The organism is Pseudomonas sp. CFII68 (genome assembly GCF_000416195.1).
Taxonomy (GTDB): Bacteria; Pseudomonadota; Gammaproteobacteria; order Pseudomonadales; family Pseudomonadaceae; genus Aquipseudomonas; species Aquipseudomonas kilonensis.
In genome coordinates this window covers 14,949-35,486 of record NZ_ATLN01000016.1, presented here as the reverse complement: position 1 = coordinate 35,486, position 20,538 = coordinate 14,949, and the positions used below count along the sequence as shown (strand labels likewise).

Sequence of the window (20,538 nt, the reverse complement as noted above, 5' to 3'; positions counted from 1 at the left end):
TCGATGACCTGAAGCCCAACACCTTCGAAACCTACTTAACTCATTGAAACTCAAGGAGTTTTCCGTTTCTACTGCGCCGGAAGTGGGGCGAATTATAGACTTCCAGAATCTGCCGTCAACCCTTAATTTCGCTTTTCTATCTTGAGCCCGACACCACACTTAAATCTGCCCCGGTATATAGACGGAATCGTCGCACATGCGCAATATACTGCTCAACGCAGCCTCCCCCGCCTTTATTCTGGACGACACTTCGTAATGACACCCCCTCCACATCGCAGCCTGGCCTCCACCCTGTATCCGGTTGCCCTGCTATTAATAGCCATGGCCTCCATCCAATCGGGAGCCTCCCTCGCCAAAAGCATGTTCCCGGTAGTGGGCGCACAGGGCACAACGACGCTGCGACTCATTTTTGCCAGCCTCATCATGCTGTTGTTGCTACGCCCCTGGCGCGCTAAGCTCACCGCCCAATCCCTGCGCACCGTGATCGTTTACGGGATGGCATTGGGCGGCATGAACTTTCTCTTCTATATGTCGGTTCGTACCGTCCCACTGGGTATTGCCGTGGCACTGGAGTTCACCGGGCCTCTGGCAGTTGCCATTTACGCCTCACGCCGGGCAATCGACTTTCTCTGGATCGCCCTGGCAGTCGCTGGCCTGCTTCTGCTTATACCGACCGGAGCGACCAATGCCGGTATTGACCTGCTTGGAGCCGGCTATGCGCTGGGCGCAGGTGTTTGCTGGGCGTTGTACATCCTGTTTGGCCAGAAGGCTGGCGCGGACAATGGTGTGCAAACCGCCGCACTGGGGGTGATGATCGCCGCCCTGTTCGTCGCACCGATTGGGATTGTGCACGCAGGCGCCGCACTGCTCACACCTAGCCTGATTCCAATCGCCATCGGCGTCGCCATTCTGTCTACGGCTCTGCCCTATACCCTGGAAATGATCTCCCTGACCCGAATGCCAGCCCGCACTTTCGGCACTCTGATGAGCATCGAACCGGCAGTCGCGGCCCTGTCGGGGCTGGTCTTTCTGCAGGAGTACTTGTCCCTGGCCCAATGGTTAGCCATTACCTGCATCATCCTGGCGTCGGTTGGCGCAACGCTGACCATGGCCAACACCGCGAAGCCTGCCGTCGCGGCAGATTGAAGCAGGATTTAACGAAGGTCTGGTATTTGCCGCGCATTTAGGCCATGTTTAGGCCAGTAACCCAATGTCAGACATGGATTTTTTCATACAGGACGTCATGAACGCTTCACGCCAGAGCGAACACAATCGTACGTGGACACAAGATCCACGACGATCATAAGGACGGGAATGAAACGAATTTTGATACTGATCGCCGTACTTGCAGTAGCGGGCTGTGCGGCAACATCGAAAACTGAAGTCAAGCGCGGTAAAAAAGGCCTGCACATCAATTGCTCCGGCCTGTCCTCATCCTGGGACCAGTGCGCCGCCAGTGCCGCCAACTCATGCGCGCCCAAGGGTTACAAGGTCATTGCAAAGTCCGGCGACGCCGTCGAAGAACCCGGGGATTATCCCTTCGGGCTCAATCCCGCCGGTTATACCAGCCGCAGCATGATCGTCATCTGCAAATAGGCCACGTCAGTCGAGCCCTTGCTCGGCCATTCGGCGCCTAATCTCCTCATGACTGGACTTGAGGACGTCACGCTGGACCTGCGGCGTGACCAGCATCCGCGCAACAACCAACGCCCCCACGCATTGAGACAGGATGGCCCAGGCCAGACTGTCGCTTCCCAATATCCGCGCCCAGCTTTCGTGCAAACGACAGATCCACGTTTGCGCCGCCTCCCTCACCTGGACATCCGATCGCGCGATCTCGGCACCCAGCACCGGCAACGCACACCCGGCTTCGGGCTGCTCAACGTGGCTCATGCTCAGGTACTGCTTGAGGCAGCGCTCCAGCTTCATTGAGTCCATGGCACCGTCGCCACTCAGACGATCCAGGCTTTGGGCCAATTCCCGCTCGACAATGGCCTTGAAAAGCTCATCCTTCGATGAGAAGTGGCTATAAAACGCACCGCCGCTCAACCCGATCGCTTTCATCAAGCCATCGACACCGACCGTGGAGAACCCCGACTTCTTGGCAGAGACGGCACTGCTGGCGAGCAGTTTCTCGCGGGTTTCCATTTTGTGATTGGCTGAATATCGCATGGTCCTGCCCCTGATTGCTCACCTTGACGCTTGCCGGATCTTAGCATAACGTCCGTTTAGCTAACGATCGTTTACCAATGAGGCTAACCATGAATAACAAGAAGGTCGTACTGGTTGTTGGCGCGGGCGATGCCACCGGCGGAGCGATTGCCAAACGCTTTGCGCAGGAAGGTTTTGTTGCCTGCGTTACCCGCCGCAGCGCCGACAAACTCGAGCCTCTAGTGGCTGGAATCCGCGCCCAAGGCGGCGAAGCCCACGGGTTTGCCTGTGACGCGCGCAAAGAAGACGACGTGATCGCACTCATCGAGCAAATCGAGAACCAGATCGGCCCGATTGAAGCCTTTGTGTTCAACATCGGCGCCAACGTCCCCTGCAGCATCCTTGAAGAAACCGCGCGCAAGTATTTCAAGATTTGGGAGATGGCCTGTTTCTCAGGTTTTCTCAATGCGCGGGAAGTGGCCAAGCGCATGGTCAAGCGCCAGCGCGGGACGATCCTGTTTACTGGGGCAACGGCGGGATTGCGCGGCGCTTCGGGGTTCGCCGCATTCGCAGGCGCCAAGCATGGCATCCGGGCATTGGCCCAGAGCATGGCCCGTGAACTGGGGCCGCTGAATATTCATGTGGCCCATGTGGTGGTGGACGGCGCCATCGACACCGACTTCATCCGCGATAATTTCCCGGAAAAATATGCCACCAAGGATCAGGACGGCATCCTGAACCCTGAACACATCGCCGACAATTACTGGTACCTGCACAGCCAACCCCGCGACGCCTGGACCTTCGAACTGGACCTGCGGCCCTGGAGCGAGCGCTGGTAAACCCTCCCCTCACAACAACAAGAGAGCAGATCCCATGAGCAAATCGGTGGAGTTTTACTTCGATTTCGGCAGCCCGACCACGTACCTGGCCTATACCCAGTTGCCGACGCTGTGCGCGCAGACCAACAGCCAGTTGATCTATCGTCCGATGTTATTGGGCGGCGTCTTCAAGGCAACCGGCAATGCATCACCGGCGACAGTGCCGGCCAAGAACCCTTACCTGTTCAAGGATCTGAATCGCTTCGCCAAGCGCTACGGCGTTGCGTTCCAGTTCAATCCACACTTCCCCATCAATACACTGCAACTGATGCGCGCGGTGACTGGCATGCAGTTGCGCCAACCTGAACGCTTCGAGGCCTTCGTCGATTGCCTGTTCCGCGCCTTTTGGGTGGACGGCCGCAATCTCAATGACCCGACGACTGTCGCAGCGGTGCTGAACGAGGGCGGCTTCGATGCCGACTATGTGCTGGCCTTGACGAACGACGAGCAGGTCAAGCAAGCACTCAAGACCACCACTGAAGAAGCCATCGCACGGGGCGTGTTCGGCGCCCCGAGCATGTTTGTCGGCAACGAGTTGTTCTTCGGCCAGGATCGGTTGGACTTCGTCCGTGAAGCCCTCGCCTGATCCTCTACTTCAAATTGCCATCGTTCGCGTGTTGAGCCATTGCAGTGCGTCACCGTCCAGCAACGGGCTCAAGCGACGCTGAACCTCGGCGTGGTAGGCGTTGAAGCAATCTTTTTCGTCCTGGGTCAGCAGCGAAGGTTCCAGGCAGCGGGTGTCGATCGGGCACAGGGTCAGGGTTTCAAACTCAAGGAACTCGCCGAACTCGCTGCTTCCGGCTTCACGGTTCAACACCAGGTTCTCGATGCGCACCCCCCAGCGACCGGGACGATAAGTGCCCGGTTCGATGGAGGTGATCATGCCTGCCTGCATCGCCGTCTGCGGCGCGGCAGCGGCTTGATAGGCAATCACCTGCGGGCCTTCGTGGACATTGAGGAAATAGCCGACGCCATGGCCGGTGCCGTGGCCGTAATCCACCTGCTCCGCCCAGATCGGTGCACGGGCGATAGCATCCAGCAACGGCGAAAGAATGCCCCGCGGGAATTTGGCCCGGGACAGGGCAATCACGCCCTTGAGCACGCGCGTGCAATCACGTTTCTGCTCAGCAGTGGGTGTGCCAACCGGTACCATGCGAGTGATGTCGGTGGTGCCCCCCAAGTACTGGCCGCCGGAATCGATCAGCAACAGGCCATCACCTTCGATGACCGCATGGGCTTCTTCCGTGGCGTGGTAATGAGGCATCGCGCCGTTGGCGTTAAAGGCGGCGATGGTGTTGAAACTCAGGGAGACGAAGTCCGGCCGGCGCGTGCGGGCTGCGGTCAGGTGCTCGTCGATGGTCAATTCGGTGATGCGCTCGCGCCCCCAGGCCCCTTCCAGCCAGGCGAAGAACTCACAGAGCGCCGCGCCATCCTGCTCCATGGCCCGACGGATGTGTTCGGCATCGGCCAGGCTTTTGCGAGACTTGGCCAGCGTCGTTGGATTGAGACCTTCCACCAGCTTCACGCCGCTGCCCAGGTTATCCAGCAAGCCGACCGTCACCCGCGCCGGATCGATCTGCAGGCTCGCACCGTCTGGCACTTCACGCAACGCGGTGGCGGCTTCGCTGTAATCTCGCAGGGTCACGCCGTCCTGTTCAAGAACGGCACGCAGCGCTGCGTCAACCTTGTCCAGGGCCACGAACAGTGTTGCCTGTTGCTGGCTGATCAAGGCGAAGGAGACGAACACGGGGTTGAACGACACATCCGCGCCGCGCAGGTTGAACAACCAGGCGATGTCATCCAGCGTGGCGATGAAATGCCAGTCGGCACCGCGCTCCTTGAGGGCTTCGCGCAGCTTGGCGAGTTTCTCGACCCGGCTGACGGTCGCCTGGGGAGGCAAATGGGCATAGACCGGCTGATCCGGCAAGCTTGGGCGATCGCTCCAGACTGCCTTGAGCAGATCGATGTCGGTACGCAACCGCGCGCCGCGTTCCGCAAGCTTGCCGCCCAGGGTGCGAGCCGACGCCACGGCCATGACCGCACCGTCAACGGCGACCACTCCACCCTCAGGCGTTTGTTCCGCCAGCCAGTCCAAGGGGCCGGGCTGGCCGGGAATGAGCTTGACCAGCTCGATACCACTGCCCTCCAGCTCCTTGGTGGCCTGCTCCCAATAACGGCTATCGGCCCAGACGCCGGCGAAACTGTCGGTCACGATCAAGGTACCCACCGAGCCGTGGAACCCCGACAGCCATTGCCGTCCCTGCCAATAGCCCGGCATGTATTCGGACAGATGCGGGTCGGCCGATGGCACCAGCAGCGCATGAATGCCCTCTCGGCTCATCAGTTGGCGGATTTGGGCCAGGCGCTGGGGAACCAGTCCATGGGGCAAAGGCTCGGTGCTCATTGTTTCTCCTACTCATTGATATTGTTGTTCGATGCCGAAGACGGCTTATGGGGTCGTGGCCCAGAACGCCGGCGCAGTCGCGCACGCCGCCTGGACCAGCCGCACCGCCTCGTCGATATCCTGCTCGGTGGTAAAACGGCCCAGGCTCAAGCGAATGGTCCGCCCGGCCGCACGCGCATCGTGCCCCAGGGCCAGCAGCACGTGGGACGGGGTGTTGTGCGCCGAATTGCAGGCCGACGTGGCAGAAAATGCAATCGATACGCCCAACGTCGCCGGGTTGAACTCACCTTCGTTGAAGGTCAGGCTCAGCGTGTGGGGAATCCGACGGCTCGCACTGCCGTTTATACGCACACCGGGCAAGGCCAGCAGCGGCTCCAGCAAACGATTGCGCAACCGGGCGATTTTAGCGAGTTCTTCGTCGAATGCCTCGGCCGCGAGTTCGAATGCGGCGCCCATGGCTGCGATCTGGTGGGTCGCCAGGGTCCCGGAGCGCAAACCGCCTTCATGCCCACCGCCGTGAATCTGCGCCGACAACCGTGGCCGGGCACGGTCGCCGACGTAGAGCGCACCGATGCCCTTGGGGCCGTAGATCTTATGCGCGGAAAAAGACATCAGGTCCACCGGCCAACGAGACAGGTCGATCTGCACCTTGCCGGCGCCCTGGGCTGCGTCCACATGAAACAGCGCGCCGTGCTCGCGAACAATCTCGCCGATGGCGATGACGTCGTTGACGGTGCCCAGCTCGTTGTTCACCAGCATCAGCGACACCAGGAACGTGTCTTCACGCAACGCCTCGCGAACCGCATGCGGACTGATCAGGCCCTCGGCGTCCGGCGCCAGCCAGGTCACCGCAACGCCGCTCTCTTCAAGCTGGCGCGCCGTGTCGAGAATCGCCTTGTGTTCGATCAGACTGGTGATGACATGGCCGGCGGAACCACCGCGCGCCTGGGCCACCCCTTTGAGGGCCAGGTTATTGGATTCGGTAGCGCCGGACGTCCAGACGATCTGTTCGGGCTGAGCCCCGACCAGTTGCGCCACCTGCTGGCGGGCACGTTCCACCGAGCGCCGGGCCTCCTGGCCGAAGGCATGAGAACTGGAAGCCGGGTTGCCAAAGTTGCCGTCAAAGCCCAGACACTCGACCATGACCCGGATGACCCGCTCATCCACCGGCGTGGTGGCGGCGTAGTCGAAATACAAAGGACGTTTATTCATAGGAAACTCGCAGAGCCTGCTCCGGGATCAGGCGCCCTCGTTGGGTTCGAGACTAGCAATACCTGATCAAAGACCTTAAAGAAGTCGGACTTCGTTTAAAAGTGCGTAGGAACGCTCCTGAACAGCGAGCTTAGCAGGCATCGCGGCGAAGCTCAGCCCTCAACTGATGCTTTCGAGCAACAACGGATACAGCGAAGCGACCAACAACAGCGCCATGCCCCAGTTGAACAGGCGCAGCCAGCGACGATCACGCAACAGGTTGCGCAACAGGCTGCCGCACACCACCCAGAGGCTCACGCTTGGCAGGTTGATCAGGGCAAACACCCCCGCAATTACCAACACGTTGAAGAAATAACCCTGGAGTGGCGTGTACGTACTGATGGCACCGATGGCCATGATCCAGGCCTTGGGATTGACCCATTGGAACGCCGCGGCGCCCCAGTAGCTGATCGGCGTATTGTCCCCCGGCTGGCTTTCCGAAACCGGGCCGGAGTGGGCTATTTTCCACGCCAGGTACAACAGGTACGCCGCGCCGATGTAGCGCAGTGCGGTATAGAGCAGTGGATAAGTCTGGAACACCGCGCCGAGACCAAGGCCCACCGCCAGCACCAGGGAAAAGAAGCCGCAGGTAACACCCAGCATGTGAGGAATGGTGCGGTTGAAACCGAAATTGACACCCGAGGCCAACAACATGGTGTTGTTAGGGCCTGGCGTGATCGAGGTCACCAGGGCAAACAGGGCGAAGCCCAGCAGCAGGTCAAGCGAAAGGGTCATGTCAGGTCAGTCCATCAGGGCAGGTCAGTCAAGCCATGACCCTACCCCACGCCTTGGCGCAAACCCACGGACAGTTGGGCAAAACTTTAAGCGGTACAGTCCCTCAGCTTGACCGGCCTGGCTGTTGCACGACCCGCTCGGCACTCATTTGGCCCTGATCGTCGAAACCCACGTTTTTCTGCGACGAACCGAGCAGCTCGGCTTTTTTCGCGTGGTACTCATCGAACGAAAGGCCACGGCGATTCAAGGCTTCAAGGGCCAGTTCGCGGGTCTCGTCGGCGGTGTAGGGGCGCAGCTCCGGGGAAGAACTGGCGCAACCGCCCAGGAGGGTGGCGGTCAACAGCAGCAAAACAGCAAAGGTACGGTTCATGGCAAGTGTCCGGTGTTCTGGAGTGGGGCGATAAACAAAGGCTACCCGCCAGCCCCGCGCGGCAGAAATCAACCCTCTCGATAGTGGCTATTGCCTTTGCAGATCAGCCGCTGCATTCAGCCGACCAACTGGCAATGCAGCGCGTTGTCCAGGCTGCGCTCGATGTTGCGCAGCACTTGGAAGGAGCCGAACGTCACGGCTTTGGCTCGATGAGCCTGGATCAGCCGCCAGAAATCCTGCTCGCCACTTTCGAAGCTTTGAAGCGCCGCCTCGCCTGCCTCGCGGGTTTGCCACTGCAAATAGTTGAGCACCCGCCGACCATCCTCGCTGGCCTGGATACTGGCACTCAGGAACCCCTGGTGGTCCCGAGCCAGGCGCTCGGTTTGTTCCGACAAGGCGGTTACCAGCGCCTGCTGCCATTGCGGTTCGATATCGAATTCCATCAACTGGGTGAAACTGCGATTGTTCCTTGGTGATTGCATGAAAGGTCCCCTCTGCACGTAAGGCGGATCTTGCGATCCGAACGCGTGCAGGGTAAAACCTAAAGTTAACTTTAGGTCAAGCAGTGAATTGAGGCGATGGCACAGATCGATGTCCACAAGGAACTCACCGTCGGCCAAGTGGCCGCCCGCAGCGGCGTGGCAGTCACGGCCCTGCACTTCTATGAATCCAAGGGGCTGATCAAAAGCACGCGCAACCAGGGCAACCAACGTCGCTACTCACGGGCAGTCTTGCGCCGCGTGGCGCTGATCAAGGTTGCCCAGCGCCTGGGCATTCCCTTGGCGGAAATCGGCGAGGCGTTGAAAAACCTGCCGGACAACCGTGCACCAACGGCCGCGGACTGGCAGACCTTGTCGGCGCAGTGGAGCCGGGACCTGGACGAGCGCATCAACCAATTGGTGACGCTGCGCGATCGACTCAACGGCTGCATTGGCTGCGGATGCCTGTCGATGGAAGCTTGCCCGCTGCGCAATCAGGGCGATGTGCTGGGCAAACACGGGCCAGGGGCTCACCTGTTGGAGCCGCCGTGAAGCGTTCGTCGGGACATGAGCCCGCCCACGGCGGCTGACCTATAGTGGATGGGCGCAAAACCGACGAAGACTCTCTTCGCCTCCCATAACAACAAGGAGAACCGTCATGGGCGTCAAAGCCATTCCCGAAGGTTTCCATAACATCACGCCCTACCTGGGCATTCAGAAAGCTGCCGAAGCCATCGACTTCTACAAAAAAGCCTTCAATGCCACCGAGGTCATGCGCCTAGCCATGCCCGACGGCGGCATCGGGCATGCCGAACTGCGGATCAACGGTTTTCCGATCATGCTCGGCACACCTTGCGACCAAGGCCCACTGAGCAACCCGGACCCATCGCCATCGGTCGGCCTGCATTTATATGTCGAGGATGTGGACAGCGCCTTTGCCCGGGCCATTGCTGCCGGTGGCACAGTGATTTCAGAGGTCAAGGACCAGTTCTACGGCGATCGCACCGGTACCTTGAAAGATCCCTATGGGCATCTGTGGTTCCTGGCGACGCACAAGGAAGATCTGAGCCAGGAACAGATCGAGCAACGGGCCAGGGAGATGTTCCAACAGCAAGGCTGATTTGCCCTTGCTCCCGCGGGGTTACGCCCCGTCGGAGCTGTGTAGGAGCTGTGTAGGAGCTGTCGAGTGCAACGAGGCTGCGATCTTTCCCCAGTCACTTGAACCTCAAGCGAAAGATCAAAAGATCAAAAGATCAAAAGATCAAAAGATCAAAAGATCAAAAGATCAAAAGATCAAAAGATCAAAAGATCAAAAGATCAAAAGATCAAAAGATCAAAAGATCAAAAGATCAAAAGATCAAAAGATCAAAAGATCAAAAGATCAAAAGATCAAAAGATCAAAAGATCAAAAGATCAAAAGATCAAAAGATCAAAAGATCAAAAGATCAAAAGATCAAAAGATCAAAAGATCAAAAGATCAAAAGATCAAAAGATCAAAAGATCAAAAGATCAAAAGATCAAAAGATCAAAAGATCAAAAGATCAAAAGATCAAAAGATCAAAAGATCAGAAGATCAAAAGATCAAAAGATCGCAGCCTTCGGCAGCTCCTACCACGCGAAACATTTTCTTTCATCTTCCCCTTCAGGATTGCGATCGCTCGTTCGTCTTAATTAGATGCAGTAGGCCGCGTCGGCAAAAGCCACGGTCTGCTTTTTTGCGGTTCACGGTATTGCGAAGCCCGTAATACCGAACCTTTCATCGAATCAAGACGTTCAATCATGTCGAAGAAGTCCCGCTCCAAACTCTGGTTCCTGGTCCATAGCTGGCTGGCATTGCCCATCTGGTTTTTCGTGCTCATCGTTTGCGTCACTGGCACCCTCGCGGTGGTCAGCCAGGAGATTGTCTGGCTGGTCAACCCGGAAATGCGCGCCAGCAAGCCCTCGGACGATGCCCAACTGCTCAGCTATGACCAGGTGATCGCCGCGATCAAGCACGCCCAGCCGCAAACCCAGGTGCAAAGCATCGTCCGCCCGGACGAGTCGCACTTTGCCCTGGAGGTCGGCGTGACCTACCCCGACGGACGCCCCGACACGGTCTACGTCAACCCCTACAGCGGCGTCATCCAAGGCTCGGCGCCGACATTCAACTTCCAGGCCTTCACCCGCGCCCTGCATGGCTGGTGGCTGGTGCCATTCACCAATGGCTACAGTTGGGGCTGGTACCTGGTGTCGTTCCTGGGCCTGCCGTTGCTCGCATCCCTGGTGACCGGGCTGGTGGTCTACAAGCGTTTCTGGAAAGGCTTCTTCCGTCCGACCCTGCGAATTCGCCATGGCGCGCGGATTTTCTGGGGTGATTTCCACCGGCTCAGCGGGATCTGGTCGATCTGGTTCATCGCGGTCATCTCCGTCACCGGCACCTGGTTCCTGATCCAGGCCTTGCTGGGCGACAACCAGATCTCCATTTCCAGCGAACCGGTCATCCCGGTGGTGGCCCGTGAAAACGTGCCGTTGTCCGTCGACGGCCTGCCGCCCCCGCAGTTGAACCTGGACCGAGCCATCGAAATCGCCCAGCAACGCATCCCGGGATTGGAAGCAAGTTTCATCAGCCTGCCCGGCAATGCCTACAGCCATCTGGAGGTCGGCGGCCGCGGTTGGTATCCGCTGATGTTCCAGACCGCCACCATCAACCCCTACAACGGTGACGTGGCCGCCTCGCGACTGCTGTCCGACCGCACGACGCTGGAGTTCGTCACCGAATCCATGCGCCCCTTGCACACCGGCGACTTCGGCGGCCTGTGGATCAAGCTCATCTGGTTTTTCTTCGGTTTGGTCCTGAGCATGATGGTTCTCAGCGGGCTGTTGATCTGGACCAAACGCACGGCCCTGGCCACCGCCAATGCCTTCAAGCGTAGCCAGAAACCCAGCCGTGAAGCCCGAATCGCACCGGCATTGCAGCCGTCCCTCCACCGTGAATCGTCGGAGGGCAGCCTGTGAATCCGTCCAATACGGCCTCATCACCGTCACGCCTGGGCCTGTTCTGGCATAAATGGCGCTTCCACCTCAACGTGCTGTTGCTGCTGATCCCCCTCGGGTTCATGCCCAAATACTTCTCCGAAGCCGCACTGTTGCGCGGTGATGCCGGGCTTGGCGAGCGGGAAGTCGGCGAAGTCCAGGTCGGCCCCTGGAGCCTGCGCCTGGCGGAATTTCGCAACGAAGCCCCACGCGTCCAAGGGCCTGCCGGCCCCATGAAACATTTCAACGCGGCCCTGTGCGAACGCTGTATCGGCCAGGTCAAGGCCACCTACCTGCGCATCGGCAAACCCCGCAGCCTACGGGCCGCCGGAGTCATTTTCTTCGGCTCGCCCTATCGCATGAGCGCCTTGTTGCCGGTCCCGCCAAAGACCCAGCCCGATGCCGAACTGTGGATAACCCTCGAGGGTTGGGACGGTTCGATGCACCAGGCCTCCATTCCCCTGAGCCAGGCCTCCCCGGCCACCGTCGCCTGGCTGAAGAACCAAGGACCCAAACCATGACCCTCCGCGCCTTATTCAACGGCCTGGCGTTGCTGTTCTGCGCCGGTGCAAGCACCAGCGCCCTGGCTCACAACCCGATGTGCGAATGCAAAGCCATCGACGCCGAGCAGATCCAATGCACCGGCGGTTTTTCCGACGGCAGCGGCGCGCCCGGCGTGACCCTGGACGTAATCGGCTATGACGAGACCATCCTTGTCCCGGGCAAGCTCGGTGCCGATTCGAAGCTGACCTTCAAGAAGCCGGACGCTGAGTTCTACGTGCTCTTCGACGCCGGCCCCGGCCACGTGGTGGAAATCGACCAAGCCGACATCGAGGCCCCATGACCAACGCCACGACTCAAGTCATCCGCCCCGCTGGCGCGGGCCATGAAACCCTGTATGTGTTGCTGCTGTGCCTGGTCATCGTGCTGGTGGCCGGATCGGTGGTGGCCTGGCATGGCAAAGCCGAAGACACCACGCACCTGGCCTCGAACCAACTCGACGCCCGCCGCGACCTCAGCGCCGCCGAGCAGGGCATCTACGCCGACCTGCGGGTGACCCTGGATGAAATCCGCTTGCTGCGCGAAGACCAACCCACCCTGCCCGGCCCGCAAACCCTGGCCGAAGAAGGCTTCGCGCCGTTCGCCCAGGACGCCAGCGCTGTCAGCCGGGGCGGCCACGCCTGGCAACAGCTGCAGGACCAGGCCTATTTCGGCGCCAGTGCCAATTCTTCCGTCGCAGGTTCGTTTCTGATGCGCATCGGCGAAGCGTCCGACGCCGCGCCGGACATCTGGCTCAACCGCAGCAACGGCCTCGCGACACCTACCGCGCTGGACGACGACGCTTTGTCCGCCGCCGGCTGGCAACAGATCGTCGCGCAATTCGATGCCGGCGTAACCCGCCAGCACCGGCACTGACCCCACGCCTTCATTCGAGAGAAGACCGTTTGCCCATGCCTATTGCATCCCAACGCCGCCCCTTGCTGCGCCTGCTGCTGATCGGCCTGCTGGCCTGCCTGCTCACCTCGCAGGCGTACGCCGAAACAGCCAAGCGCCTGCGCATCGGCATCACCCTGCATCCTTATTACAGCTATGTGACCAACATCGTCGGCGACAAGGCCGAGGTCGTGCCGCTGATCCCGGCCGGTTTCAACCCCCACGCCTATGAACCACGGGCCGAAGACATCAAGCGTATCGGCGGCCTCGACGTGATCGTACTCAACGGCGTGGGCCACGACGACTTCGCCGATCGCATGATCGCTGCCAGCGAAACCCCGAACGTGAAGGTGATCGAGGCCAATGAAAACGTGCCCCTGCTGGCTGCCACCGGCACGGCGGCCCGTGGCGCAGGCAAGGTGGTGAACCCGCACACGTTCCTGTCCATCAGCGCCTCCATCGCCCAGGTCAATAACATCGCCCGGGAGTTGGGCAAGCTCGACCCGGACAATGCCAAGGCCTACACCCAGAACGCCCGTGCCTACGGCAAGCGCCTGCGGCAGATGCGCGCCGCCGCCCTGGCGAAGCTGACCCAGGCCCCCAATGCCGAGTTGCGGGTCGCCACGGTGCATGCCGCCTACGACTACCTGTTGCGCGAATTCGGCCTGGAAGTGACCGCCGTGGTCGAGCCGGCCCACGGCATCGAACCGAGCCCCAGCCAGTTGAAGAAAACCATCGACCAACTGCGCGAGCTGGACGTGAAGGTGATCTTCTCGGAGATGGATTTCCCGTCCACCTACGTCGACACCATCCAGCGTGAATCGGGCGTGAAGCTGTACCCGCTCTCACACATTTCCTACGGCGACTACAGCCCCGAGAAATACGAAAAGGAAATGGCCGGTAACCTCGACACCGTGGTCCGGGCCATCCAGGAGTCTGGCGCATGACCGTCCAGGAAACCCTCACCCTGCAGCGCGTCGGCCCCTTGATTGAGTTCGCCGACGTCAGCCTGAACCTGGGCCGCACCACCATTCTCGACAGCGTGGCATTCCAGGTGGAACCCGGCAGCATCCATGCCTTGGTGGGCCCCAATGGTGGTGGCAAGAGTTCGCTGATCAAGACGTTGCTGGGGCAGATGCCGCACCAGGGACGCTTGAGCCTGCAATGGCCAGGCGAGCCCGGTGTGATCGGCTACGTGCCCCAGGCGCTGGAGTTCGACCGGGGCCTGCCCATGACGGTGGACGATTTCATGGCGGCGATGTGTCAGCGGCGCCCCGCCTTTCTCGGCTTGAGCAAGCATTACGCCGGCGCCATTGGCCAGGCCCTGGAACGGGTCGGCATGCAGGACAAGCGCAAGCGACGCATGGGCGCACTGTCCGGTGGCGAGCGCCAACGGGTGTTGCTGGCCCAGGGGTTGATTCCCGCGCCGCAATTGCTGGTGCTGGATGAACCGATGTCGGCCCTGGACGAGGCCGGCATCCAGGTGTTCGAGCAGTTGCTGCAGGACTGGCGCCAGGCTGGGATCACCGTGCTGTGGATCGAACATGACCTGGAAGCCGTCGGGCGCCTGGCCGACCGTGTCACCGGCCTGAACCGCCGGGTGCTGTTCGACGGCCCACCCCGCCAGACCTTGACTCCAGAACGCCTGCTGACGCTGTTTTCCACCCATCCGCGTACGAACGGGAGCGCTGCCTGATGAGTTATGAAGCCTTTCGTCTGATGGTCCAGGGCTGGGCTTCGGCCGGTTATCTGCCCGAAGCGCTGGCCTACGGGTTCGTGGTCAATGCCTTGCTGGCCGGGCTGTTGATCGGCCCGGTGCTGGGCGGCCTCGGCACGCTGGTGGTGGTCAAGCGCTTCGCGTTTTTCTCCGAGGCGGTGGGCCACGCGGCGCTGACTGGCGTGGCCATCGGCATCCTGCTCGGCGAACCCTACACCGGGCCATACGGCAGCCTGTTTGGCTACTGCCTGTTGTTCGGCATCCTGCTCAATTACCTGCGCAACCGCACCGGCCTGGCGCCCGACACGTTGATCGGCGTCTTCCTGTCGGTGTCCCTGGCCCTGGGCGCCAGCCTGCTGTTGATCCTGGCGGGCAAGATCAACGTGCACATCCTGGAGAACGTACTGTTCGGCTCGGTACTGACGGTCAATGGCAATGACCTGCTGGTGCTGGCGGTGGTCGGCTCGCTGGTGATGGCCCTGGCCTTGCCGCTGTACAACCGCATCATGCTCGCCAGCTTCAATCCACAACTGGCGGCAGTGCGCGGGGTGGCGGTCAAGACCCTGGACTACTTGTTCGTGATCCTGGTGACGCTGATCACCGTGGCGGCGGTGAAAGTCATTGGCGCCATTCTGGTGGGCGCGTTGCTGGTGATCCCCGCTGCGGCGGCGCGCCTGCTCAGCCAATCATTGAAGGGCTTTTTCTGGTGTTCAGTGCTGATCGCCACCGCCAGCACCTTGTGCGGGATTCTCGCGCCGATCGTGTTCGACCTGCCGATCCCGTCAGGCGCTGCGATCATCCTGGTGGCCGGCATCGCCTTCGCCCTGAGCGCCATCGCCCGCGGTGTCGTCCCCAGCCTCAAAGGGAATCTTGGATAAATGGCTTTTTCATTGCGACAACTGACCCTGGCCGTGGCGTTGTGCGGCGTGGCAGTCACCTCATCATTTGCCAGCGAAAAGGTCCGGATGCTGGCATCGTTGCCGGTCACCTACGGATTGGGCGAGGCCTTGCTCAAGGGCACCGAGGTCAGCCTGGAGCGGGCCGCGCCCGCCAACTTGCCCGGCACCCGGCAGAGCGCCTACTTCACCGGCCGTGGTGCGCCGGCCTTGAGCAAACTGGCCAGCGATGCTGACGGGGTGATCGGGCTGCGCTCGCTATGGCCGGACGATCCGCTGTACCCCATGGCACGACGCAGCAATATCCGCATCGTCGAAGTCGATGCCGCGCGCCCGGTGGACGGTGCCCTGCCCGGTATCGCCGTGCAACCGGGCATGGCCGACGGCCTGGCGAGCCAGCCGTGGATGGCCAGCCATAACCTGGGACGCATGGCCGACGTGATCGCCGCCGACCTGGTGCGCCTGGCCCCGGCGGACAAACCGAAGATCGACGCCAACCTGGCGACCCTCAAGCAGCGCCTGCTCAAACTCAGCGCCGACAGCGAAAAACGCCTCGCCAACGCCGATAACCTGAGCGTGATCAGCCTGAGCGAGCATTTCGGCTACCTGATCAGCGGGCTCAACCTGGACGCAATCAGCACCGATACCCGGCCCGACGCCGAATGGACAACCGAAACCCTCAAGCAGTTTAGCGCGACGTTGAAAGACAATGACGTGGCGCTGGTGCTGCATCATCGCCAGCCTTCGGATGCGCTGAAGGCAGCCATCACAGAGGGAGGTAGCCGGTTGCTGGTGTTGGGCACCGATGGGACCGATCCGGTGGCGGAGTTGGAAAGCAATGTGGGACTGGTCGTCACAGCGCTGACGGAAGGCTGACAACAATCCCCTGTGGGAGCGAGCCTGCTCGCGATGAGGTCAGCACATTCAACATTGATGTGGACTGACACACTGCTTTCGCGAGCAGGCTCGCTCCCACATTTTGATCTGTGACAGATTGAGATTCCGGATCCACTGAAAATCCCCTGTGGGAGCGGGCTTGCTCGCGAAGAGGCCGGCACATCCAACATTGATGTCGGCTGACACACCGCCATCGCGAGCAAGCTCGCTCCCACAGGGTTGATCGTGGATGTTCACAGACTCTGTGTTCACCACAAATCCACTGTGGGAGCGGGCTTGCTCGCGATGAGGCCGGCACATTCAACATTGATGTCAGCTGACACACCGCCATCGCGAGCAAGCTCGCACAGGGTTCAACTCAGTTCAGGACATCCCCCGGCACCCGCACAAACCCTTCCATCAACACCCGCGCGCTACGGCTCATGATGGCTTTTTTCACGCTCCATTCGCCGTTGACCTGGCTGGCCTCGGCGCCGACGCGCAGGGTGCCGGAGGGGTGGCCGAAACGCACCGCGTTGCGCTCGATGCCGCCAGCCGCGAGGTTGACCACGGTGCCGGAAATCGCCGCGGCGGTGCCGATGGCCACCGCTGCGGTGCCCATCATGGCGTGGTGCAGCTTGCCCATGGACAGCGCCCGTACCAACAGGTCAACGTCGCCAGCCGTCACGGCTTTTCCGCTGGATGAAACGTAGTCCGCCGGCGGCGCGACGAACGCCACTTTCGGTGTGTGCTGGCGCTGGACGGCTTCGTCCAGGTGCTTGATCAAGCCCATGCGCAGAGCGCCGTGAGCGCGAATGGTTTCAAACATGGCCAACGCCTTGGGATCGCCGTTGATGGCGCCCTGCAGTTCGGTGCCGGTGTAGCCGACGTCCCGGGCATTGATGAAAATCGTCGGGATCCCGGCGTTGATCAGCGTCGCCTTGAAGGTGCCCACACCGGGCACTTCCAAGTCGTCCACCAGGTTGCCGGTGGGAAACATCGAACCGCCACCGCCCTCTTCCTCGGCGGCCGGGTCCATGAATTCCAATTGCACTTCGGCCGCCGGAAAGGTCACGCCGTCGAGTTCGAAGTCCCCGGTTTCCTGCACCGCGCCGTCGGTGATCGGCACATGGGCGATGATGGTCTTGCCGATGTTGGCCTGCCAGATCCGCACCACGGCCACGCCGTTTTGCGGGATACGGCCAGGCACCACCAAGCCACTGCTGATAGCGAATGAACCGACCGCCGCCGACAGGTTGCCGCAGTTGCCACTCCAGTCCACGAACGGCTTGTCGATGGACACTTGGCCGAACAGGTAATCGACGTCGTGGTCGGCCCGGGTGCTCTTGGACAGGATCACAGTCTTGCTGGTGCTGGACGTCGCGCCGCCCATGCCATCGATCTGTTTCTCGTACGGGTCGGGGCTGCCGATCACCCGCAGCAGCAGGGCATCCCGTGCGGCGCCTGGGACGCGGGCCGCTTCGGGCAGGTCTTGCAGGCTGAAGAACACGCCTTTGCTGGTGCCGCCACGCATATAGGTAGCGGGAATTCTGATTTGCGGTGCGTGAGCCATGATGCTCCTCAAGCGGACACGCCGGGCGTCCGCAGCTGTGATTTAGACGGCAACCGCCGATTCAAGGAAGTCCTGGGCAAAGCGTTGCAGCACGCCCCCGGCTTCATAGATCGACACTTCTTCAGCGGTATCGAGGCGGCAGGTCACTGGCACTTCGACGCGCTCGCCGTTCTTGCGAGTGATGACCAGGGTCAGCGTCGCCCGCGGGGTGCGCTCGCCGATCACGTCATAGGTTTCACTACCGTCGATGCCCAGGGTCTTGCGATCGGTGCCGGGCTTGAACTCCAGCGGCAACACGCCCATACCCACCAGATTGGTGCGGTGGATACGCTCGAAACCCTCGGCGGCGATCGCCTCGACACCGGCCAGGCGCACGCCCTTGGCCGCCCAGTCCCGGGACGAACCCTGGCCGTAGTCGGCGCCGGCAATGATGATCAGCGGCTGCTTGCGCTCCATGTAGGTTTCGATGGCTTCCCACATGCGCATGACCTTGCCTTCCGGCTCGACCCGGGCCAGGGAGCCCTGCTTGACCTTGCCGTTTTCCTGGACCATTTCGTTGAACAGTTTCGGGTTGGCGAAGGTGGCGCGTTGCGCGGTCAGGTGGTCGCCGCGGTGGGTCGCGTAGGAGTTGAAGTCCTCTTCCGGCAGGCCCATTTTCGCCAGGTATTCACCCGCGGCGCTGTCCAGCATGATGGCGTTGGACGGCGACAGGTGATCGGTGGTGATGTTGTCCGGCAGCACCGCCAGCGGGCGCATGCCCTTGAGCGGCCGCGCACCGGCCAGCGCGCCTTCCCAATACGGCGGACGACGGATGTAGGTGCTTTGTGGGCGCCAGTCGTACAGCGGCGTCACTTTCGGCCCGGTGTCTTCCTGGATGGCGAACATCGGGATGTACACCTGGCGGAACTGCTCGGGTTTCACCGAGGCCTTGACCACCGCGTCGATTTCTTCGTCGCTCGGCCAGATGTCCTTGAGGCGGATTTCCCGTCCGTCCACCACGCCCAGTACATCCTTCTCGATGTCGAAGCGGATGGTCCCGGCGATGGCATAAGCGACCACCAACGGCGGCGACGCAAGGAATGCCTGCTTGGCGTACGGGTGAATGCGCCCGTCGAAGTTGCGGTTGCCCGACAGCACGGCGGTGGCGTACAGGTCGCGGTCGATGATTTCCTGTTGGATCACCGGGTCCAGCGCACCGGACATGCCGTTGCAGGTGGTGCAGGCGAACCCCACCACGCCGAAGCCCAGCGTCTCGAGTTCGGACGTCAGGCCGGCTTCATCCAGGTACAGCGCCACGGTTTTCGAACCCGGCGCCAGGGACGACTTGACCCACGGCTTGCGGACCAGGCACAGGCGGTTGGCGTTGCGCGCCAGCAGGCCGGCGGCGATCACGTTGCGCGGGTTGCTGGTGTTGGTGCAACTGGTGATGGCGGCGATGATCACCGCACCGTCAGGCATTTGCCCCGGCACATCGTCCCACTGCCCGGAAATGCCTTTGGCAGCCAGATCCGACACCGCGACGCGGGCATGCGGGTTGCTGGGACCTGCCATGTTGCGCACCACCGACGACAGGTCGAAGCTCAGGCCCCGCTCGTATTGCGCGCCCTTGAGCTTGTCGGCCCACAGGCCTGCCTGCTTGGCGTAGGTCTCGACCAGTCGCACCTGGTCGTCTTCACGGCCAGTGAGCTTCAGGTAATCGATAGTTTGCTGGTCGATGTAGAACATCGCCGCCGTGGCGCCGTATTCCGGGGCCATGTTGGAAATGGTCGCGCGGTCGCCCAAGGTCAGGGCACTGGCGCCTTCGCCGAAAAACTCCAGCCAGGCACCGACGACTTTTTGCTTGCGCAGGAATTCGGTCAGCGCCAGCACCATGTCGGTGGCGGTGATACCCGGTTGCAGCTTGCCGGTCAACTCGACGCCGATGATCTCCGGCAGGCGCATCCACGAGGCGCGGCCGAGCATGACGCTTTCGGCTTCCAGGCCACCGACGCCGATGGCGATCACGCCCAGGGCATCGACGTGGGGCGTGTGGCTGTCGGTGCCGACGCAGGTGTCGGGGAACGCCACGCCGTCACGCTGCTGGATCACCGGGGACATCTTTTCCAGGTTGATCTGGTGCATGATCCCGTTGCCCGGCGGAATCACGTCGACGTTCTTGAAGGCCTTCTTGGTCCAATTGATGAAGTGGAAGCGGTCTTCGTTGCGCCGGTCTTCGATGGCGCGGTTCTTGGCGAAGGCTTGCGGGTCGGAACCACCGCTTTCCACCGCCAGGGAGTGGTCGACGATCAGTTGGGTCGGCACCACCGGGTTGACCTGCGCCGGGTCACCGCCCTGCAAGGCGATGGCGTCGCGCAGGCCCGCCAGGTCCACCAGCGCGGTCTGGCCGAGAATGTCGTGGCACACCACGCGGGCCGGGAACCACGGGAAGTCCAGGTCGCGCTTGCGCTCGATCAGTTGCAGCAGCGACTCGCCCAGTGCGGCCGGGTCGCAGCGCCGCACCAGGTTCTCCGCCAGCACGCGGGAGGTGTACGGCAGGCCGTCGTAGGCGCCGGGGCGAATGGCATCCACGGCCTCGCGAACATCGAAATAATCCAGCGAAGTGCCGGGCAGCGGTTTGCGAAATTCTGTGTTCATCGTCAGGACTCGGGTCACGGTGGTTTCAGAAGGGTGGCGCAACCATTGAAGTCAACACATTCCCCTGTGGGAGCGGGCTTGCTCGCGAATGCGGAGTGTCAGTCGACATCAATGGTGAATGTCAGTCC

22 protein-coding genes are annotated in these 20,538 nt (G+C 61.4%); 14 read left to right on the top strand and 8 right to left on the bottom strand.

The window, feature by feature from the left end:
* Positions 1–255 precede the first annotated feature (255 nt).
* Both rhtA and CFII68_RS25435 read left to right on the top strand, forming a co-directional pair.
* Positions 256–1,146 (top strand): threonine/homoserine exporter RhtA, encoded by an 891-nt coding sequence (gene rhtA, locus CFII68_RS25430; RefSeq protein WP_018600297.1) that lies wholly within the window; start codon positions 256–258, stop codon positions 1,144–1,146.
* Positions 1,147–1,314: 168 nt separating this feature from the next.
* Positions 1,315–1,596, top strand: a complete 282-nt coding sequence (locus CFII68_RS25435) for a hypothetical protein (protein WP_014337379.1) — start codon at positions 1,315–1,317, stop codon at positions 1,594–1,596.
* A 6-nt stretch (positions 1,597–1,602) separates the two neighbouring features.
* Here the strand turns inward: CFII68_RS25435 and CFII68_RS25440 are convergent, their stop codons facing one another.
* Positions 1,603–2,172, bottom strand: a complete 570-nt coding sequence (locus CFII68_RS25440; RefSeq protein WP_018600292.1) for a TetR/AcrR family transcriptional regulator — start codon at positions 2,170–2,172, stop codon at positions 1,603–1,605.
* 89 nt (positions 2,173–2,261) lie between these two features.
* Here CFII68_RS25440 and CFII68_RS25445 point away from each other — a divergent pair, with 89 nt between their 5' ends.
* Both CFII68_RS25445 and CFII68_RS25450 read left to right on the top strand, forming a co-directional pair.
* Positions 2,262–2,990, top strand: a complete 729-nt coding sequence (locus CFII68_RS25445) for an SDR family oxidoreductase (RefSeq protein WP_018600289.1) — start codon at positions 2,262–2,264, stop codon at positions 2,988–2,990.
* 34 nt (positions 2,991–3,024) lie between these two features.
* Positions 3,025–3,615, top strand: coding sequence for a 2-hydroxychromene-2-carboxylate isomerase (locus tag CFII68_RS25450; RefSeq protein WP_018600287.1), 591 nt, complete (start codon positions 3,025–3,027; stop codon positions 3,613–3,615).
* Positions 3,616–3,624: 9 nt separating this feature from the next.
* On the opposite strand, the gene CFII68_RS25455 is transcribed toward CFII68_RS25450, so the two are convergent.
* The 5 genes from CFII68_RS25455 to CFII68_RS25475 all read right to left on the bottom strand — a co-directional run bounded on the left by CFII68_RS25455 (position 3,625) and on the right by CFII68_RS25475 (position 8,271).
* Positions 3,625–5,433, bottom strand: coding sequence for an aminopeptidase P family protein (locus tag CFII68_RS25455; protein ID WP_018600285.1), 1,809 nt, complete (start codon positions 5,431–5,433; stop codon positions 3,625–3,627).
* A 45-nt stretch (positions 5,434–5,478) separates the two neighbouring features.
* Complete coding sequence (locus tag CFII68_RS25460) at positions 5,479–6,645, bottom strand: cysteine desulfurase family protein (protein ID WP_018600284.1); 1,167 nt, start codon at positions 6,643–6,645, stop codon at positions 5,479–5,481.
* A gap of 159 nt (positions 6,646–6,804) precedes the next feature.
* A complete protein-coding gene (locus tag CFII68_RS25465; RefSeq protein WP_018600282.1) occupies positions 6,805–7,419 on the bottom strand; it encodes a LysE family translocator in 615 nt (204 codons plus the stop codon).
* A 103-nt stretch (positions 7,420–7,522) separates the two neighbouring features.
* Positions 7,523–7,789, bottom strand: coding sequence for a hypothetical protein (locus CFII68_RS25470; protein WP_018600280.1), 267 nt, complete (start codon positions 7,787–7,789; stop codon positions 7,523–7,525).
* A gap of 116 nt (positions 7,790–7,905) precedes the next feature.
* Positions 7,906–8,271 carry an antibiotic biosynthesis monooxygenase gene (locus CFII68_RS25475; protein ID WP_018600279.1) on the bottom strand — a complete coding sequence of 122 codons (366 nt, stop codon included), beginning with the start codon at positions 8,269–8,271 and terminating at the stop codon, positions 7,906–7,908.
* Between the two features lie 96 nt (positions 8,272–8,367).
* On the opposite strand from CFII68_RS25475, the gene soxR reads away from it, so the two are divergent.
* The 10 genes from soxR to CFII68_RS25525 all read left to right on the top strand — a co-directional run bounded on the left by soxR (position 8,368) and on the right by CFII68_RS25525 (position 16,203).
* Positions 8,368–8,820 carry a redox-sensitive transcriptional activator SoxR gene (gene soxR, locus CFII68_RS25480; RefSeq protein WP_018600277.1) on the top strand — a complete coding sequence of 151 codons (453 nt, stop codon included), beginning with the start codon at positions 8,368–8,370 and terminating at the stop codon, positions 8,818–8,820.
* Positions 8,821–8,926: 106 nt separating this feature from the next.
* Positions 8,927–9,388, top strand: a complete 462-nt coding sequence (locus CFII68_RS25485; protein WP_018600275.1) for a VOC family protein — start codon at positions 8,927–8,929, stop codon at positions 9,386–9,388.
* 659 nt (positions 9,389–10,047) lie between these two features.
* Complete coding sequence (locus CFII68_RS25490; protein WP_018600273.1) at positions 10,048–11,262, top strand: PepSY domain-containing protein; 1,215 nt, start codon at positions 10,048–10,050, stop codon at positions 11,260–11,262.
* A complete protein-coding gene (locus tag CFII68_RS25495; RefSeq protein WP_018600272.1) occupies positions 11,259–11,801 on the top strand; it encodes a hypothetical protein in 543 nt (180 codons plus the stop codon). The genes CFII68_RS25490 and CFII68_RS25495 overlap by 4 nt, the downstream gene beginning before the upstream one ends.
* On the top strand, positions 11,798–12,124 hold the full coding sequence (locus CFII68_RS25500; protein WP_014339410.1) for a hypothetical protein: 327 nt from the start codon (positions 11,798–11,800) through the stop codon (positions 12,122–12,124). Before CFII68_RS25495 ends, CFII68_RS25500 begins: the two co-directional genes overlap by 4 nt.
* On the top strand, positions 12,121–12,696 hold the full coding sequence (locus CFII68_RS25505; protein ID WP_018600269.1) for a DUF6162 family protein: 576 nt from the start codon (positions 12,121–12,123) through the stop codon (positions 12,694–12,696). The genes CFII68_RS25500 and CFII68_RS25505 overlap by 4 nt, the downstream gene beginning before the upstream one ends.
* A gap of 35 nt (positions 12,697–12,731) precedes the next feature.
* Positions 12,732–13,661, top strand: a complete 930-nt coding sequence (locus tag CFII68_RS25510) for a metal ABC transporter solute-binding protein, Zn/Mn family (RefSeq protein WP_018600267.1) — start codon at positions 12,732–12,734, stop codon at positions 13,659–13,661.
* Positions 13,658–14,410, top strand: a complete 753-nt coding sequence (locus CFII68_RS25515; protein WP_018600266.1) for a metal ABC transporter ATP-binding protein — start codon at positions 13,658–13,660, stop codon at positions 14,408–14,410. The genes CFII68_RS25510 and CFII68_RS25515 overlap by 4 nt, the downstream gene beginning before the upstream one ends.
* Positions 14,410–15,309: a metal ABC transporter permease gene (locus tag CFII68_RS25520; protein WP_018600264.1), complete on the top strand. Its 900-nt coding sequence runs from the start codon at positions 14,410–14,412 to the stop codon at positions 15,307–15,309. Before CFII68_RS25515 ends, CFII68_RS25520 begins: the two co-directional genes overlap by 1 nt.
* A complete protein-coding gene (locus tag CFII68_RS25525; protein ID WP_018600262.1) occupies positions 15,310–16,203 on the top strand; it encodes a metal ABC transporter solute-binding protein, Zn/Mn family in 894 nt (297 codons plus the stop codon).
* Positions 16,204–16,582: 379 nt separating this feature from the next.
* Here CFII68_RS25525 and prpF read toward each other — a convergent pair whose 3' ends face one another.
* Positions 16,583–17,776, bottom strand: coding sequence for a 2-methylaconitate cis-trans isomerase PrpF (prpF, locus tag CFII68_RS25530; protein WP_018600261.1), 1,194 nt, complete (start codon positions 17,774–17,776; stop codon positions 16,583–16,585).
* 42 nt (positions 17,777–17,818) lie between these two features.
* Complete coding sequence (gene acnD, locus CFII68_RS25535) at positions 17,819–20,410, bottom strand: Fe/S-dependent 2-methylisocitrate dehydratase AcnD (RefSeq protein WP_018600259.1); 2,592 nt, start codon at positions 20,408–20,410, stop codon at positions 17,819–17,821.
* Between the last annotated feature and the right edge of the window lie 128 nt (positions 20,411–20,538).